Source organism: Methyloceanibacter sp., assembly GCF_051306395.1.
Taxonomy (GTDB): Bacteria; Pseudomonadota; Alphaproteobacteria; order Rhizobiales; family Methyloligellaceae; genus Methyloceanibacter.
The window spans coordinates 1-15731 of the sequence record NZ_JBPPND010000140.1; the positions used below are offsets into that span (position 1 = coordinate 1).

17 protein-coding genes are annotated in these 15731 nt (G+C 64.1%); 2 read left to right on the forward strand and 15 right to left on the reverse strand.

Annotation, left to right across the window (positions count from 1 at the left end; all coding sequences use genetic code 11):
• Positions 1 to 415: 415 nt before the first annotated feature.
• Positions 416 to 1261, forward strand: a complete 846-nt coding sequence (locus tag ACSLE4_RS07220) for a fumarylacetoacetate hydrolase family protein (RefSeq protein ID WP_435903800.1) — start codon at positions 416 to 418, stop codon at positions 1259 to 1261.
• Here ACSLE4_RS07220 and thiD read toward each other — a convergent pair.
• From thiD to ACSLE4_RS07295, 15 genes are all read right to left on the reverse strand, one after another.
• Positions 1258 to 2082, reverse strand: a complete 825-nt coding sequence (gene thiD, locus ACSLE4_RS07225; protein WP_435903801.1) for a bifunctional hydroxymethylpyrimidine kinase/phosphomethylpyrimidine kinase — start codon at positions 2080 to 2082, stop codon at positions 1258 to 1260. The two genes, ACSLE4_RS07220 and thiD, sit on opposite strands and share 4 nt — an antisense overlap.
• 46 nt (positions 2083 to 2128) lie before the next feature.
• Positions 2129 to 2863 carry a cytochrome c biogenesis CcdA family protein gene (locus ACSLE4_RS07230; RefSeq protein ID WP_435903802.1) on the reverse strand — a complete coding sequence of 245 codons (735 nt, stop codon included), beginning with the start codon at positions 2861 to 2863 and terminating at the stop codon, positions 2129 to 2131.
• Between the two features lie 10 nt (positions 2864 to 2873).
• On the reverse strand, positions 2874 to 3563 hold the full coding sequence (locus ACSLE4_RS07235; protein ID WP_435903803.1) for an HAD-IA family hydrolase: 690 nt from the start codon (positions 3561 to 3563) through the stop codon (positions 2874 to 2876).
• A complete protein-coding gene (rpe, locus tag ACSLE4_RS07240; protein WP_435903804.1) occupies positions 3563 to 4237 on the reverse strand; it encodes a ribulose-phosphate 3-epimerase in 675 nt (224 codons plus the stop codon). The genes ACSLE4_RS07235 and rpe overlap by 1 nt, the downstream gene beginning before the upstream one ends.
• 32 nt (positions 4238 to 4269) lie before the next feature.
• Complete coding sequence (locus ACSLE4_RS07245) at positions 4270 to 5514, reverse strand: phosphoglycerate kinase (RefSeq protein WP_435903815.1); 1245 nt, start codon at positions 5512 to 5514, stop codon at positions 4270 to 4272.
• Positions 5515 to 5531: 17 nt separating this feature from the next.
• Positions 5532 to 6545: a type I glyceraldehyde-3-phosphate dehydrogenase gene (gene gap, locus ACSLE4_RS07250; RefSeq protein WP_435903805.1), complete on the reverse strand. Its 1014-nt coding sequence runs from the start codon at positions 6543 to 6545 to the stop codon at positions 5532 to 5534.
• Positions 6546 to 6558: 13 nt separating this feature from the next.
• Positions 6559 to 8562: a transketolase gene (gene tkt, locus ACSLE4_RS07255; RefSeq protein ID WP_435903806.1), complete on the reverse strand. Its 2004-nt coding sequence runs from the start codon at positions 8560 to 8562 to the stop codon at positions 6559 to 6561.
• A gap of 38 nt (positions 8563 to 8600) precedes the next feature.
• Complete coding sequence (locus ACSLE4_RS07260) at positions 8601 to 9539, reverse strand: phosphoribulokinase (protein WP_435903807.1); 939 nt, start codon at positions 9537 to 9539, stop codon at positions 8601 to 8603.
• A 34-nt stretch (positions 9540 to 9573) separates the two neighbouring features.
• Entirely contained in the window at positions 9574 to 10569 is a 996-nt protein-coding gene (gene glpX, locus ACSLE4_RS07265) for a class II fructose-bisphosphatase (RefSeq protein ID WP_435903808.1), read from the reverse strand.
• A gap of 141 nt (positions 10570 to 10710) precedes the next feature.
• The gene (locus tag ACSLE4_RS07270; protein ID WP_435903809.1) at positions 10711 to 11631 is read right to left on the reverse strand and encodes an ABC transporter permease; all 921 of its coding nucleotides are present in this window, start codon (positions 11629 to 11631) and stop codon (positions 10711 to 10713) included.
• Positions 11628 to 12620 (reverse strand): ABC transporter permease, encoded by a 993-nt coding sequence (locus ACSLE4_RS07275; protein ID WP_435903810.1) that lies wholly within the window; start codon positions 12618 to 12620, stop codon positions 11628 to 11630. The genes ACSLE4_RS07270 and ACSLE4_RS07275 overlap by 4 nt, the downstream gene beginning before the upstream one ends.
• 7 nt (positions 12621 to 12627) lie before the next feature.
• Positions 12628 to 13254 (reverse strand): hypothetical protein, encoded by a 627-nt coding sequence (locus tag ACSLE4_RS07280; RefSeq protein ID WP_435903811.1) that lies wholly within the window; start codon positions 13252 to 13254, stop codon positions 12628 to 12630.
• Positions 13255 to 13417: 163 nt separating this feature from the next.
• Complete coding sequence (locus tag ACSLE4_RS07285) at positions 13418 to 13714, reverse strand: SRPBCC family protein (protein ID WP_435903812.1); 297 nt, start codon at positions 13712 to 13714, stop codon at positions 13418 to 13420.
• 9 nt (positions 13715 to 13723) lie between these two features.
• The gene (locus ACSLE4_RS07290) at positions 13724 to 13951 is read right to left on the reverse strand and encodes an SRPBCC family protein (RefSeq protein WP_435903813.1); all 228 of its coding nucleotides are present in this window, start codon (positions 13949 to 13951) and stop codon (positions 13724 to 13726) included.
• 38 nt (positions 13952 to 13989) lie between these two features.
• The gene (locus ACSLE4_RS07295; RefSeq protein ID WP_435903814.1) at positions 13990 to 15462 is read right to left on the reverse strand and encodes an ABC transporter substrate-binding protein; all 1473 of its coding nucleotides are present in this window, start codon (positions 15460 to 15462) and stop codon (positions 13990 to 13992) included.
• Between the two features lie 192 nt (positions 15463 to 15654).
• Between ACSLE4_RS07295 and ACSLE4_RS07300 the strand changes: the two genes are divergently transcribed.
• Positions 15655 to 15731, forward strand: a 77-nt coding sequence (locus ACSLE4_RS07300) for an AAA family ATPase (protein WP_435903816.1), incomplete at its 3' end; no start/stop codon positions are given.

A 15731-nucleotide genomic window follows, 5' to 3' on the forward strand; every position in this document is an offset into this window, starting at 1 on the left:
GATGCAAAGCTAGCGCAGCCCGCCCGCACCCTTCAACAAAGCGCGAGGCCGCAAATGCACTTTGTTCGGGCACTGTTGCGGAAATGCAAAACTCCACCGGGCCAGGCTTGGACGTACCCAGTTTTTTATTGAAAATCAGCTAGTTATATCTCCGTACCAGCGGTTGCGACGCCCCTTCGCGGCGCCTGCCACACACGCTTAGCGGGCACCCGCCCCACCCCTTGCGCCGAAACTTTACCGAGGGTTGTTGCATATGGGCCACGTGGCCGGGTCCACCCGGCCACAGCGGATGTGACGGACGATTCAGCGTCGATAAGCACGACGCCTCCAACACCTTACCGGATGGTTGGGGCGCGCCGTTGCGCCTCGCGCGGTCCTGTGCATCATGCGGCGAACCATGGCCTGAGGGAGCGCAATGAAACTCGTACGATTTGGCGATAGCGGGCAAGAGAAGCCCGGACTTCTCGACAGCAACGGACAGATCCGCGATCTCTCCGGCGTCGTCGGCGACCTCGCGGGCGACGCGCTCGGGCCGGAAAGCCTCAATCGTTTGAAGCAGATCGATCCGGAGACGCTGCCTCTGATCGAAGGGTCTCCGCGTCTCGGCGCGCCCGTGGGCGTGGTGCCGAAATTCCTCGGCATCGGGCTCAATTACCGCGACCATGCCGAGGAGACCGGTCTGCCGATCCCCGAAGTGCCTATCGTGTTCGCTAAGGCAAGTTCCTGCGTGTCCGGACCGAACGATCCCGTCCTGGCGCCGGCCGCCTTCAAGCGCATGGACTACGAAGTCGAGCTTGCCGTGGTCATCGGCTCTCGCGCGAAGAATGTCTCGGTCGAAGACGCGCTGGACTACGTGGCGGGCTATTGCATCGGCAACGACGTCTCGGAGCGCAGCCTTCAAAAGGGCGGGCCGGGCGAATGGATCAAGGCCAAGAGCCATGACAGTTTCGGTCCGCTCGGGCCTTGGCTCGTCACCACCGACGAGATCCCCGATCCGCAAGCTCTCGATCTCAGCCTCGACCTCAACAACGCGCGGATGCAAACGGGCAACACCTCGACCATGATCTTCAGCGTGGCCGATCTCGTCAGCTATATCAGCCAATATATGACGCTGGTGACTGGCGACGTCATTACCACGGGCACGCCGCCCGGCGTCGGCATGGCACGGAACCCCCGCGTGTTCCTCAAGCCCGGCGACGAGATGGTGCTGCGCGTTCAAGGGCTCGGCGAGCAGCACGCCAAAGTCGCGGCCGACGCTTAGGCGCCCTCGGACTTCCAGAATGCGTGGAAATGGTGGACGGGGCCCCTGCCCTTACCTACCTCGATCTCGTCGGCGGCGATGATGGCGGCGGTGACGTAGAGCTTCGCGATCTTCACCGCCTTGTCCAAGCTCTCTCCTTTAGCCAGCTCCGCGGCGATGGCCGAAGACAAGGTGCAGCCCGTGCCGTGGGTGTTCTCGGTCTCCACGCGCGGCGCCTCGATGCGCTGGACGCCGTTCTCGTCGACAAAGATGTCGAGCGCCGTCTCGGCGATGGATTCGCCGCCCGTGAGCAGGACTGCTTTCGCTCCGAGATCGCGCAGGCGCTCGGCGCGGCCTTCCAACATCTGCTCCCGGCTCTCCGCCGGCTCGCCGAGCAGCACCGCGCCCTCCCGCAGGTTCGGCGTGATGAGCGTGGCGCGCGGCACAAGCCGGTCGCGCAGGGCCTCCACCGCATCCTCGTCGAGCAGGGGATCGCCGCTCGTCGCCACCATGACAGGATCGAGTACGACGGGAACGCCCGGAAAGTCATCGAGCCCGTCCGCCACGGCCTCGATAATGGGCGCGGTGGCGAGCATCCCGATCTTGATGGCGCCGACCGCCAGATCGCTTGCCACGCTGCGCATTTGGGCGAGGACGAATTCCGGCGGCACGGCCATCACGTCATCCACGCCCCTCGTGTTCTGGGCGGTCAGCGCGGTGATGGCGCTCGCGCCGTAGACGCCAAGCGCCGAGAAGGTCTTGATATCGGCTTGGATGCCGGCGCCGCCCGAGGAGTCGGAACCGGCGATGGTCAGCGCGATCGCGGTTTTGCTTTGTGCCATAGGGCGCCACTATTCATCGGTGGCGCCCGAGAGCAAGCGGCAATCGTCAGCCGATGGTGGCAAGCGACGGAAAGGTTTGCAGGATCCAGCCGGCGATCAGGGTCATGGAGTCGGTGAGGAAGAGGATGCCGGTGAGCACGAGGAAGGCGCCGAGCACCTTCTCCATCACCGCCAAATGTCCCCTGAAGCGCTGCAACGCGCTCATGAACGGCCTGATGGCGACGGCGGCCAGGATGAACGGGATGCCGAGGCCGAGCGAATAGACGAACAGCAGGCTCACCCCTTGGCGCACGGAATCCTCGCCCGCGGCAACCGCGAGGATCGCGCCGAGCACGGGCCCGATGCAGGGTGTCCAGCCGAAGGCAAAGGCCAGGCCGATGACATAGGCGCCGATCAGCCCCGCGGGCCGCGTGTCGGCGTGATAGCGCGCCTCGCGGTGCAGAAGCGGAATGTGGATGACGCCGAGGAAGTGAAGTCCGGCAATGATGATGATCACACCGGCGATCTTGGCGAGGATCGGAAGGTTCACGACCACGATCTGGCCCAACACCGTGGCCGTGGCGCCCAGGATGACGAACACCGTGGTGAAGCCGAGCACGAAAGCGACCGAGGACAGCACCACCGTCTGGTAGACGTGGGCGGGCGTCTCGTCCTCACCCGTCAGCTGGTCGAAGGTCGTGCCTCCGAGGAAGCAGAGATAAGGCGGCACGAGCGGCAGCACGCAGGGGCTGAGGAAGCTCAGGAAGCCCGCCAATAGGGCGCCGAAATAGGTCACATCCATAGGCGTCTTGCTATTGCGCCCGCTCGGGAAGAGCAAGGGCAGGAACCAAGTCGTGAAGATGATTGATCACGAGATCCGCGCCCAGTTCAGTGACCGGGGTCACGGAGTAACCATAGGTCACGAGAACTACCCCTTTGAGGCCCGCGGCGCGTGCCGTCTTCAGGTCCGTGGCGTTGTCGCCCACCATGAGCGCGGTCTCGGGACTGGCGCCGAGCGTTTTCACCACGTGGATGAGGCAGGCCGGATCGGGCTTTCTGGGAAACCCCGTCTCGCTGCCCTGAACCGCGCCGAAGGCTGACCCAATGCCGAGCGCGTCCAGAAGGTCGCGGGCGATGGGTTCATGCTTGTTGGTGCAGAGTCCACAAGCGATGCCCGCCTCACGCAGCACATTCAAGGTCTGCCGCGCTCCGGGATAGAGCGTGGAGCGCTCAGCTGGGTTCCCCGCATAGTGAGCCACGAAACGCGCCAACATCGCCTCGTGCTCTGCGCCATCGAGCAACACATTATGTGCGGCGAGCCCCCGCGTAAGAAGCTTGGCGAGACCGCCGCCAACCATGCCGCGAACGGCGTCTTCCGAGTGCGGCGGCAGATCAAGCTCGGCAAGAGTCCGATTGAGCGCTGTAGCGAGATCGCCGACCGTGTCGGCGAGCGTCCCGTCGAGATCGAAAACGACAGCACGGCAATCTTCGAATGGCTCCATCAAGCGGCAGCTTGAGCGCGCATGGCCGCGTCGCGGATCGCGGCGATGTTCTCGGCATAAGCGCCGCCCTTGAACACGGCGGACCCGGCGACCAGCACATCGGCGCCGGCCTCGGCCACGAGCGGCGCAGTCTCCACATTGACGCCGCCGTCCACTTCGAGATGGATGTGCCGGTCGCCAATCATCTCGCGAATGGCGCGAATCTTCTCAAGCTGTTCCGGAATGAAGGCCTGACCGCCGAAGCCGGGGTTCACCGTCATCACCAGAACGAGATCGACCTTGTCGAGCACATACTCGATCGCCGTCTCCGGCGTCGATGGCGTGAGGCTGACGCCGGCCTTCTTGCCGAAGCTCCTGATGTGCTGGAGCGAGCGGTCGAGATGAGGTCCGGCCTCGGCGTGCACGGTGATGATGTCGGAGCCGGCAGATGCGAAGGCTTCGATGTAGGGATCGCACGGCGCGATCATCAAATGCGTGTCGAAGACCTTGTCGCAATGCGGGCGGAGCGCCTTCACCACGTCCGGGCCGATAGTGATGTTGGGCACGAAGTGGCCGTCCATCACATCGATATGGATCCAGTCGCAGCCCGCGCGGTCGATGGCCTTCACCTCCTCGCCGAGCTTAGCGAAATCGGCGGACAGGATCGACGGGGCGATGATGATGTCTCCGGCCATGGTCAATCCTTGTGGCCCGCTGGGGGCGCGCGTTACGCGACAGCCGTCTGGGCCGGCTCTATCTGGCTGGTCGACAGCGCGACCACCGCAGGCAATTGGCGGCCGGCCAGCCATTCGAGAAAGGCGCCGCCGGCGGTCGAGACATAAGTGAACGACGGTGTCGCACCGACCATGTTCAATGCCCGCACGGTGTCGCCACCGCCGGCGATGCTGATGAGCTTGCCTTCTTGCGACAGGTGCCCCGCCTCCTCCGCAAGGGCTAGCGTGCCTTTGCCGAAAGGCGCGACCTCGAAGGCGCCGAGAGGACCGTTCCAGAGAAGCGTGGACATCTCGCCGAGCCGAGCCTTCAACCGCTCGATACTTTTCGGGCCCTGGTCGAGGACCATCATGTCGGACGGAATCGTATTGACGTCGCATACGTCCCACTCGGTGCCCGGCGCGAGCTCCTTGGCCACTACCTCGTCGACCGGCAGGAAAATCTCGCAGCCCGCGCGCTCAGCCGAGGCCAAGACCTCCTTCACCGTATCCACAAAGTCGGGCTCGTAGAGCGAGTTCCCAACATTAACGCCTTGGGCGTTGAGCAACGTGTTGGCCATGCCGCCACCGACCACAAGCACGTCCATGCAGGTCGCAAGATTCTTCAGGACGTCGATCTTGGTGGAGACCTTGGCCCCGCCGACGATGGCCATGACCGGCCTCTTGGGATCCGCGAGCGCTTTGGTCAGCGCGTTGATCTCCGCCATCATCAGCTTGCCCGCATAAGCCGGCATGAGATGGGCAATGGCCTCGACGGAGGCGTGCGCGCGGTGGGCCGAAGAGAACGCATCGTCCACATAGATATCGCCGAGCGCCGCGAGTTGCTTGGCGAAGCCGATATCGTTTGCGGTCTCGCCCTGGTGATAGCGGAGGTTCTCCAGCACGGCTACATCGCCGTTTCCGAGAGCCTTGAGTCCGTTCTCGACCTCCGGTCCCACGCAATCGTCGAAGAAGCGCACCGGCCCGCCATTCAGGAGCGCTTCCACCCGGGCGGCGACCGGCCGCAACGACGTCTCGGGGGAGCGCTCGCCCTTGGGACGTCCCAGATGGGACATGAGGATGACCTTGGCGCCCCCCTGCTTCAGTTTCGAAATCGTCGGAAGCACGCGCTTGATGCGCGTGTCGTCGGCCACTTCGCCGTTCTCGATCGGCACGTTGAGGTCGGCTCTGACCAGGACTCGCTTACCCTCCACATCGAGATCGTCGATGGTCTTGATGGTGGAAAGATCGAGGTCGGCCATACTCAATTCAGAACTCATCATATCAGTCGTCCCATTGCGACGGCGGTGTCGCTCATGCGGTTGGAGAAGCCCCATTCGTTGTCGTACCAGGAGACCACGCGGCAGAACGTGCCGTCGATGACCTGGGTCCCGGTCAGATCGAACACGGAACTTAGGGGGTTATGGTTGAAGTCCGATGAAACCAGTGGCTTGTCGTTAATACCCAGAACGCCCTTGAGAGGGGCTTCGGAAGCCGCCTTGCTCAAGGCGGCATTGATCTCCTCGACCGTCGTCGGGCGCGAGGCATCGAAGGTCAGATCGACGAGGCTGACATTAGGCACCGGCACGCGGATCGAGCAGCCATCGAGCTTGCCTTGCAATTCCGGCAGTACGAGCCCCACGGCCTTGGCCGCCCCGGTCGAAGTCGGGATCAGGTTCACGCCGCTGGCGCGGGCCCGGCGCGGGTCGTTGTGCAGCGTGTCCACGGTGCGCTGGTCGCCCGTGTAGGCGTGGATCGTGGTCATGTAGCCGCGCTCAATACCAACCAATTTGTGCAGTACCTGGGCCACGGGCGCGAGGCAGTTGGTCGTGCACGAGGCGTTGGAGACCACGTGATCCTTCTGGGTCAGCTTGTCATCGTTGACGCCGTAGACCACGGTGAGGTCGGCGCCGGAGCACGGGGCGGAGACCAGAACGCGCTTGGCGCCGGCATCGAGATGCTGAGCCGCCGTCTCACGCTTGGTGAAGCGGCCAGTGCACTCCATGACGATATCCACGTCGAGATCGCGCCAGGGAAGGTTCTCAGGATTGGCCTCGGACAAGACCGCAACATCCTGCCCGTCGGCCTTGAGGTGGCCGCCGGTGACGGCGATCTCGCCCGGAAATTTTCCGTGGACGCTGTCGAACTCCAGCAGGAGCGCATTCATGTCGGCCGAGCCCAAGTCGTTGATCGCCACGAAATCGAGGTCCTTGCGGCCGGCCTCCAGGAACGCCCTGAAAGTGAGCCTGCCGATCCGGCCAAATCCGTTGATGGCGACGCGCGTGTTAGCCATGTCCTCCCTACCTCTACTTTTTGACGGTCAGATCACGGGCCGCGGCCGCCACGGCCTCGGGCGTGATACCGAAGTGCTTATAAAGCTCCTGCGCGGGGGCAGATGCGCCGAATCCGCGCATTCCGACGAAAGTGCCATCCTGGCCGAGCCATTTCTGCCAGCCGAACTCTATGGCCGCCTCCACGCCGACCCGCGGGGCGGTGCCTAACACCGTCTGGCGGTAGGTCTCGTCCTGGGCGTCGAACAGCTCCCAACAGGGCATGGACACGATTGCGGCCTTGATGCCCTCCTCTTGGAGCAATTTTGCGGCGTCCACGGCCAAAGACACCTCGGAGCCCGTGGCCAGCAGCGTCACGTCGCGCCCGCCGTCGGGCTCGATCAGCACATAGGCTCCCTTGGCGGAGAGATTCTCCTCCGTGGGCGTGGTGCGAAGCAGCGGCAGGCCCTGGCGGGTGAGCGCCAGGATGGCCGGCTTGTCATTGGCAAGCAGCGCCAGTTCCCAGCACTCGGCGCATTCGACCGAGTCGGCCGGCCGCATCACATGGAGATTGGGAATGGCGCGCAGCGCCGCAAGCTGCTCCACAGGCTGGTGGGTTGGCCCATCCTCGCCAAGTCCGATGGAATCGTGGGTCATCACATAGATCACCCGCTGCCCCATCAGCGCCGAGAGCCGGATCGACGGGCGGCAATAGTCTGAGAACACGAGGAAGGTGCCGCCGTAGGGGACGATGCCGCCGTGCAGCGCCAGCCCGTTCATGGCCGCGGCCATGGCGTGCTCGCGGACGCCGTAATGGATGTAGTTGCCCGCGAAATCACCCGGCTTGACGACGCCATGCTGCTTGGTGAGCGTGCCCACCGAGCCGGTAAGGTCGGCCGAGCCGCCGATCAGGCCGGGGACGACCGGCACCAGCCGCTCCAACACCTTCTGCGAGGACTGCCGCGTGGCGAGCTTGGCGCCCTCGGCGGCGAAGTCCGTCTTGGCGCTGGCGACGGCGCGGACGATGCCGTCGGCCACCTTGGCGTCGATCGGCTCGACGAGGTGCTCGCGCGAGGCCGCATCAAGCCGGCCCGCGGCTTCGGTCCATTTCTCGTAAGCCTGGCGATGCTTTACGCCCGCCGCGCGCCACGTCGACAGAATTTGCTCCGGCAGCTCGAACGGCGGGTGTGCCCAGCCGAGCTCTTCGCGCGCGCCCGCGATCTCTTCATCACCGAGCGGGGAGCCGTGGGTGGAAGCGGTGCCCGCCTTTTTCGGCGCGCCGTAACCGATGATTGTCCGGCAGGCGATGAGCGAGGGCCGGTCGGTGACGCCGCGCGCGTTCTCGATAGCAAGCGCGACGGCCTCCGGGTCGTGCCCGTCCACGGCGGCGACATGCCAGCTGGACGCGCGGAAGCGCTCGAGCTGATCGTCGGACACGGCGAGATCGGTCGGTCCGTCGATCGAAATCTGATTGTCGTCGAACAACACGATAAGCCGGCCGAGCTTGAGATGGCCGGCCAGCGAGATCGCCTCCTGGCTGATGCCTTCCATGAGACAACCGTCGCCGGCGATACAGTAGGTGTAGTGGCTGACGATGTCGTCGCCATAGCGCTGGTTGAGCAGCCGCTCGGCGAGCGCCATACCGACAGCATTGCCGATGCCCTGCCCGAGCGGTCCCGTGGTGGTCTCGATGCCGGGAGCATGACCGTATTCGGGATGTCCCGCGGTGCGGGCGCCCAGCTGGCGGAAGCGCTCGATCTCCTCGATATCCATCTCCGGATAGCCGGTAAGATAGAGCAGCGCATAGAGCAGCATGGAGCCGTGGCCGGCCGACAGCACGAAGCGGTCGCGGTCGGGCCAGTCCGGATGCGCGGCATCGAATTTCAAGAAACGGGTGAACAAGACCGTGGCCACATCGGCCATGCCCATGGGCATGCCCGGATGGCCGGACGCGGCCTTCTCCACCGCGTCCATGGCGAGCGCGCGGATGGCGTTCGCCATGTCCTTGTGTGTCGCTTCAGACAATGCTCGATCCTGCATCAAAAGGCCCTAGCCATTTGTTGTCCTCAAATCCGAGTCTAATAAGCGCGGACGCCCATTGCCGCCTTGACCGCGTGATATCCTACGAGAAGCTGGGTCAAGGCCAGCGGGTGGCTCTTATTCGCGCCGTTGGCCCCGTTGGCGATATCGATGCGACCGACCTCGTCGCGCAGATGGCCCGCCTCCGGGATGAGATTCCACAGCAGATCCTCGATCCGCTCGGCCCTCTTGTCGGAGATATTGCCGTTGATCTCAAGTACGTCGACGGGTTTTCCATCCCTATCGCGAGCGAGTTCCAGATGGAGCCCGGCATTGCTGGTCCCATCGAAAAGCGGCGAAAAATCGGGATGCGGCAAGGTCGGGCGCAAAAGATGGCGGACATCGAGCTGCGTATCGGAGCCGTTGGCCCCTTTGGGCGACTGAAAGCGGATGACGATATCAGCGAAGGTCCTCTGCGGATGGATGAAACTGGGGCTGTCCTGCTTGCGCCGCCCGAGTGACGCGACCACGTCCTCGAGCTTATAGCCGCGCTTGGTCGTATCGCGATGGATCTTCCACTTGACCCGGAGATCGTCTTCCGGATCGAGAAAGATCTTCACGTCGTAGCAATCGCGCATGGCACGGGTGGTGTAGCCAAGCAACCCTTCCGCGATCACGAACTCCGTGGGCTTGAAATAGCGCGGGCGGCCCAAGGTGCCGTGCGCGTGGCAATAGACCGGCTTCAGGACCGGCTCACCCCGGCGCAGCAGACGCAGATGCTGCTCCAGGACGTCCACATAGTTCGCGCGTGGATCGAGCGCGGACAGGCCGGCGTCGTTCCGCTCCTGCCGCGTGTAGCGATGATAATCATCGGTGCAGAAGACCGAGCAGTGTTCCTCGCCCAGAATCTGGGCGACACCCGCCGACAGGGTCGTCTTTCCCGATGCCGAGTCACCCACGATACCGAGGATGATCGGATGATCCACTCGCTTGGGCATTACTGCTCCCAGGCGCTCCTATCCCTATAGCTTGTTAGGCGACATCGCGAGCCGCCACGCTCGCAAGACGTTCCGTCGGCACAAAGCTCGTCAAGATCTGCCGCTCGCCCGTCGCCCCGGTTATCATCATCGTCTGCACTTTATAGTGCGCCCTGGTGCGCTCCACGCCCTCGAGCATGAGACCGGTCGTGATGCCGGTCGCACAGAAAAACACATGGTCGGACGTGATGAGCTCGTCACGCTCGAACCAGCGCGTGGTGTCGATGCCCGCGTCCTTAACCGCCTTGGTCTCGGTCTGAAGCTGCGGATCGAGGCGGGCGAGGAACTCGCCGCCGATCGCGCGGATGGCACAGGCCGACATGACGCCTTCCGGCGTGCCGCCCGTGCCCATCAAGGCGTCGATGCCCGAGCCGGGCACAGCCGCCATGAGAGCGCCCGCCACGTCGCCCGCCGGATACATGGCCACGCGCGCGCCGGCCGCCAGGATCTCATTGACCAGATCGCGGTGACGCGGTTTCTCCAGCACGAAGACGGTGAGATCGTAGACGTCCTTGTTGAGAACCTTGGCGAGCTCTTCGAGCTTCTTTGCCGTGGGCCAAGTCGGATCGATCTTGCCGCGAGCAAGCGAGCTGGCCACGAACTTCTCCATGTAGAAGGCGGGACCGGGATTCATCATGGCGCCGCGCGGCGCCACGGCGAGAACAGCGAGTGCGTTGGTCAGACCGCGCACCAGGTAGCTCGTGCCCTCGACGGGATCGACGGCAATGTCGGCCTTGAACGACGCACCGGGCTGGCCGAGATGCTCGCCGCGCTGCGGCTGGGGCGCCTCACCCGCGGTCGCCTCGCCGATCACAACGCGTGCGTCGAGGTCGATCTCCGTCAGTGCGCTGCGCATGGCGTCGAGCGCGGCGCGGCCGCCATCGTCCGCCTCGCCGCGTCCGATCCAATTGAAGGCCGCGCAAGCAGCACGCTCGGTGACGCGCCGCAAAGAATAGACGAGATCCGGATTGACCGGGCCCGGGGTCTCCATGACGTCTCCTCCTCGGCGGCTTCGCTGTGGAAACGCCGACGTTCTTGAAGTGGCCTGAAAGCCTTGGCTCACTATACCTTATGGGTCGTCGCGGCCCCAATTATCAAGAGGTCGCAGCAGATTAGCTTGCCTGGGCCAGATTTAGCGGCCGCGGGCGCGCGGATCGAGCCAATCGCGCAACGCGTCCCCGAGCACATTGATGGAAATCAGGAGCCCAATCAGCATCAGCCCCGGCAGCACCGTGACCCACCAGGTGCCGGCGAACATGAGGTCGTAGCCGGAGCGGATCAACGTGCCTAGGGACGGCTTGGTGACCGGCATGCCTAGGCCGAGAAAGGATAAAGCCGCCTCCGCCATGATGGCGCCGGCCACTTGGGTGGTGGCGATGACGACCAGGGGAGACAAGATATTCGGCAGGATGTGGCGGTGCACAATGGCCAGATCGCTGCCGCCCAACGCCCGGGCCGCCCGAACATAGTCCTTGGCCGCCTCCACCATTGTGGCCGCACGGGCGGTGCGGGCGAAGATGGGCCATTCCGCCAGGCCGATGACGAGGACGAGCAGCGGCACGGCAAAGTGGCTCAAGGCCTCCCCGCCGAGGCCCGCGCGGACCAGCGCCATGACGATGATGGCCATCATCAGCGTGGAGAGGGAGAGCTGGATGTCGGCCAAGCGCGTGACCAGACTGTCCACCGTGCCCCCGAAATAGCCGGCAAAGAGCCCCAGCGAGACGCCGATTACGGCTTGGATGACCACCGCGAGAAGACCGACCAACAATGAGATGCGCGTACCGAAGAGGATGGCGCTGAAGAGATCGCGGCCTTGGGAGTCCGTACCCAGCACGAAGCGCGGATCGCTCCCCTCTTGCCAGATGGGCGGCAACTCGGCGTCGAGCAGATCGAAGCCCGCCAAATCGAACGGGTCTTGCGGCGCGATCAGCGGGGCCAAGAACGCGGCAAGCGCGACCAGGGCGAGCAAGACGGCGGCGAGCACGGCGCCGGGCCGGCCGGCGGCGAAAGTGGAGAACGCGCCCGTGTTCATACCGCCGACGCCGGCGCTCATCGTGCGCCCTCAAGGCTGACGCGCGGATCGAGTGCCAAGCTCAAAAGGTCGACCAGCGTGTTGACGATGACAAATAGGAGCCCCACCAGCACAAGATAGGTGGTGATGAGCGGAATGTCGGCGCGAGTGACGGCTTCGAGAAACAGAAAGCCCATACCGGGCCATTGGAACACCGTCTCGGTGAGCAGCGTATAAGCGATGAGCGTACCCACTTGCAGACCGCCCACGGCGACGAGGGGCAGGAGTGCGTTGCGCAGCGCATGGACGATCCACACGCGAAGTGGCGACGCGCCTTTGGCGCGCGCGGTGCGCACATAGTCGTGGCCGAGTTCGTCGAGCATGGCGCCGCGCACAAGCCGAATGAACAGCGGCAGCATGATCGAGGAGAGCGTGAGCGCCGGCAGCACGAGGTGCGCAAGCCCGTCGCGGGTGAGAAGGCCCGTTTGCCAAACCCCAAGGTCCACCGTCTGGCCACGGCCGAAGGCGGGCAGCCAATCGAGCCACACGGCAAAAACGGTGATGAGAAAAATGCCGGTGAGAAAAACTGGCACGGAGATGCCAAGCACGCTCAAGCCTAAAATCAGCCTGGCGCGAAGCGTCTGCGGCCGCACGGCGCAATAGACCCCGCACGGCACGGACAGAAGAAGCACGACAAGGCTCGCGCCAAGTACCAACTCGAAGCTCGCCGGGAACTTGGCGAGCACCACTTCGACCGTCGGTTTCTTGTAGATGATCGAGGTGCCGAGATCGCCGGTGGCGGCGCGGCCCAGATAGCCCGCGAGTTGAACCGACCAAGGCGCATCGAGGCCAAGTTGATGGCGCAGTTCGGCGCGTTCGGATTCCGGCACCGCCTGACCCATGATCTCGCGCAGAGGATCGCCAAGGCTTTGCCGCACGGCAAAAGCGATGACGAGAATCGCCAGCATGACGAGCAGGGCTTGGAGAAGACGTCCGCCGATGAAGGCCGCGCCCGAGACGAAGGCCTTCATGAACGCATCACGGCCGCGTCAGGCCGAACGCGACCGCAGCGGCGACCAGCGCCTGCCACGGCACGAAAAGAAGGAGCAGCGCATTGAGATCGGCAGCCGGATAGAGCAGCGCGCCAAGCGCCGTGCCGACGACGACCACCAGGATCCAGCTTTTGGTTCGCCTGATGGGCTCGGCCGGGATGCCCGTGCCGAAGGCCGTCAGGCCGGCACCCACCGCGCCGCCGCCGATCCCGCCAAGCAAGAGACCCAATATCTCCCGGTTCCCTTTGGCGCCCGGAACCGTGCCGAACAGTTCCGAGCCGACCAGCGCCTGGTACACGTCGTTGGCCGTGTTGACGGCGGCGAGCCAGCCGATCAGCACCAGCGCCATGGCGAGAAAGCATCGGCCCAGGTCGCGGGTGACCCAGAGCCACATGCTGAGGCCAATGCCGGCGCCGAAGGCGATGCCGGCATGAAGGGGAACCCCTTCGGCATTCAAGAGAAGCCCGTCTTCGTCGAGACGCATCTCGGGCAGCGGCGACGGGATGCTGGAAATGAGCCCGGTGACAGCGCCGATGGCCGCCATGGTGACGACGGCGCGGGCACTGGGTGGCAGCCGCGGCGCGGTATCGGCCTTCAGGAAATCCCACTTCATTGCCGATAGCGGGCAATTCCAAGTTCGCCGCCGCCCCCCTATTGGTCCCTCGACCTCCCGCGCGAGCACGCGGTGCCCAAAGGCGGCGGCGAAAGGCCACCGCAGTTCAAGACTATAGCCGACGGGGGTCGGACTTACGACTCAGAAGGAAGGGGCTGCGGCGCTAGCTCTGACTCTCGGAGACCTGCTTCAGCTTGGTGAGGCCCTGCTCCATCTGCTCGCCCACCATCTTCTTCCCGTTCATGATGAGGCACATGGCCTTTTCCAGGAAGTTGTGGTCGTCGTTCATGCTCCAGGTGACGTTGGTCTTATCGCCCTCAGGCTTGAAGTCGAACTGCGCGCCACTCGTGCCCTCGAACGGCTCCGTGAAGTCGACTTTGATCTTCACGAGTTCGTCGGGCCGGCTCTCGACCAGGGTCATCTTGCCGGCGCCCACTTCGCTATTCCCGGCCCAGGACATCGCGGTCCCCTAGCCGGCCTCTGGTCCTTCGAAATTCACCTTGGCATTGGGGTCGAGCTTCGCCCAGGGCGACCAGGCCTCCCATTTGTGGAAGTCGTTCACCTCGCCGAACACCTTTGATGCCGGGGCGTCGACGGTGACGGAGCGCTCGACATGGAATTCCGAAGGTTGGAGCGCGACGACGACCACAAACACCAGGACCAGCGCCACCAGCACCAGCAGGATCTTCTTCAGCATCGGATGTCCCTCCCCGAACGGCCTTTGTTCTTTGGCCCCTATTCTATGACAAGATCACCGAGATACGGCATGTCGATGACGTTTACCACAGGCTTGATCTTCACAGTCTTGCGGGCCGCCCAGGCGAGATGCTGCCATTGGAGCGGCAGAAGCGCCGCGTCCTCATAGATGATGCGCTCGATGCCCTTGAGAACCTTGGCGCGGGCCTCCGGATCGGTCATCGACTGAGTTTCCAGCGTCAGCCGGTCCACTTCCGGGTTCGAGTAATTTCCCGCGTTATATTGGCCGTAACCGGTCGTCTTGTCCGGCGTCATGACCAGGAACTCGTAGAAGTTCGCCGAGTCTTGCGTGTCGGACTGCCAGCCGATCATCAGCATGTCGCCGTCACGCGCATCGAAGCGCTGCCAGTATTGCGCCTTCGGCAACGTCTGAAGATCGACCTTGATGTTGATCTTGGCGAGCATGGCGGCGACGGTTTCGGCGATGCGCGCATCTCCCACATAGCGATTGTTGGGCGCGACCATGCTCACTGAGAACCCGTCCTCGTAGCCCGCCTCCTTCATCAGCGCCTTCGCTTTGGCAAGGTCGTAAGGCGGCGTGAGCGCGGGGTCGTGCCCCGCGTAGCCGGGCGGGCTCAACTGCCCCGCGGCGGTGGCTTGCCCGCGCATGATCTTCTTCGCGATGGCTTCGCGGCTGATGGCGTAGCTCATCGCTTTCCGCACGCGCGGGTCCTTGAAGGCTTCGACGCGATCCTGGTTCAGCTCGAAGGTGAGCACGCGTGGGGACTGGACGGTGACGAGGTCGCAGCACGACGACGCCTCGACGCGCTTCAGATCGGTGGGCGGGACTGGCCCAATGAAATCAACATCGCCGGCCAGCAACGCGGCGACGCGGGTCGCAGGCTCCTTGATCGGCGTAAGAACGATTTCCTCCGCATTGCCCGGCGAAGTCTTGTCCCAACATTCGTCGAAGCGCTTGAACTCTAGTCTGATCCCCTGCTCGCGTTTCGTGACGATGAACGGCCCCGTACCACTCATATTGGCAGAAGCAAACGATGAGCCGTGCTTGACCACCGCGTCCTTGGGCTGCCCGCGCGAGTCGGTGCCCGTATAGAATTCGCGGTCCATGGGGAAGATGTAGGTCGCCAGATTCAACACCAGCGGATACGGCCCCTTGGTGATGAGATCGACGGTGTGTGCATCGACCGCCTGCGCCGCCTCGAACGGCTCGAACAGCGCTTTGAAGTCAGGGCTCTGCTTCAGACGGTTGAAGGTCCAGACCACGTCCTCCGCGGTCATCTTGCGGCCGGAGTGAAAGAGCACGTCATCGCGCAGGTGAAACCGCGTGGTACGCGCATCAATCTGCTCCCAGCTCTTGGCGAGCCGCGGCTCGAGCGTCAAGTCTTGGCGGAAGCGCACCAAAGGATCGAACACGAGATGGGAGAGCTGGAGCGTGGCGCCGGAAAGCTGCTCATGGGGATCGAGCGAGGCGGGGTCGGCATCATAGGCCATACGCAGCGTTTTGCCGCCGGCGGCCGCCGCGGGACTGCATATCAGGAGCGTTAGAACGCAAAGGGACAGGAAACGGCGCATGGATGGCACTTTGTCGCCTGAAACCAAGGCTCTCGTCCAGCCTCTTGCCTCCCAAGCTCCGACCGATAAAGTCGCCCTCCCGCCCGCGAACCTTTCGGAGTCCATCGCCTCGTGTCAGGCTTTTTCGTCACCGGAACCGATACCGATGTCGGCAAGACCCTCGTCTCGGCGTGGCTCTTGATCCATCT

Coding starts and splice junctions, on each gene's coding strand:
- ACSLE4_RS07220 (WP_435903800.1), top strand. CDS start 416: ATGAAACTCGTACGATTTGGCGATAGCGGGCAAGAGAAGCCCGGACTT.
- thiD (WP_435903801.1), bottom strand. CDS start 2,082: ATGGCACAAAGCAAAACCGCGATCGCGCTGACCATCGCCGGTTCCGAC.
- ACSLE4_RS07230 (WP_435903802.1), bottom strand. CDS start 2,863: ATGGATGTGACCTATTTCGGCGCCCTATTGGCGGGCTTCCTGAGCTTC.
- ACSLE4_RS07235 (WP_435903803.1), bottom strand. CDS start 3,563: ATGGAGCCATTCGAAGATTGCCGTGCTGTCGTTTTCGATCTCGACGGG.
- rpe (WP_435903804.1), bottom strand. CDS start 4,237: ATGGCCGGAGACATCATCATCGCCCCGTCGATCCTGTCCGCCGATTTC.
- ACSLE4_RS07245 (WP_435903815.1), bottom strand. CDS start 5,514: ATGGCCGACCTCGATCTTTCCACCATCAAGACCATCGACGATCTCGAT.
- gap (WP_435903805.1), bottom strand. CDS start 6,545: ATGGCTAACACGCGCGTCGCCATCAACGGATTTGGCCGGATCGGCAGG.
- tkt (WP_435903806.1), bottom strand. CDS start 8,562: ATGCAGGATCGAGCATTGTCTGAAGCGACACACAAGGACATGGCGAAC.
- ACSLE4_RS07260 (WP_435903807.1), bottom strand. CDS start 9,539: ATGCCCAAGCGAGTGGATCATCCGATCATCCTCGGTATCGTGGGTGAC.
- glpX (WP_435903808.1), bottom strand. CDS start 10,569: ATGGAGACCCCGGGCCCGGTCAATCCGGATCTCGTCTATTCTTTGCGG.
- ACSLE4_RS07270 (WP_435903809.1), bottom strand. CDS start 11,631: ATGAGCGCCGGCGTCGGCGGTATGAACACGGGCGCGTTCTCCACTTTC.
- ACSLE4_RS07275 (WP_435903810.1), bottom strand. CDS start 12,620: ATGAAGGCCTTCGTCTCGGGCGCGGCCTTCATCGGCGGACGTCTTCTC.
- ACSLE4_RS07280 (WP_435903811.1), bottom strand. CDS start 13,254: ATGAAGTGGGATTTCCTGAAGGCCGATACCGCGCCGCGGCTGCCACCC.
- ACSLE4_RS07285 (WP_435903812.1), bottom strand. CDS start 13,714: ATGTCCTGGGCCGGGAATAGCGAAGTGGGCGCCGGCAAGATGACCCTG.
- ACSLE4_RS07290 (WP_435903813.1), bottom strand. CDS start 13,951: ATGCTGAAGAAGATCCTGCTGGTGCTGGTGGCGCTGGTCCTGGTGTTT.
- ACSLE4_RS07295 (WP_435903814.1), bottom strand. CDS start 15,462: ATGGCCTATGATGCCGACCCCGCCTCGCTCGATCCCCATGAGCAGCTT.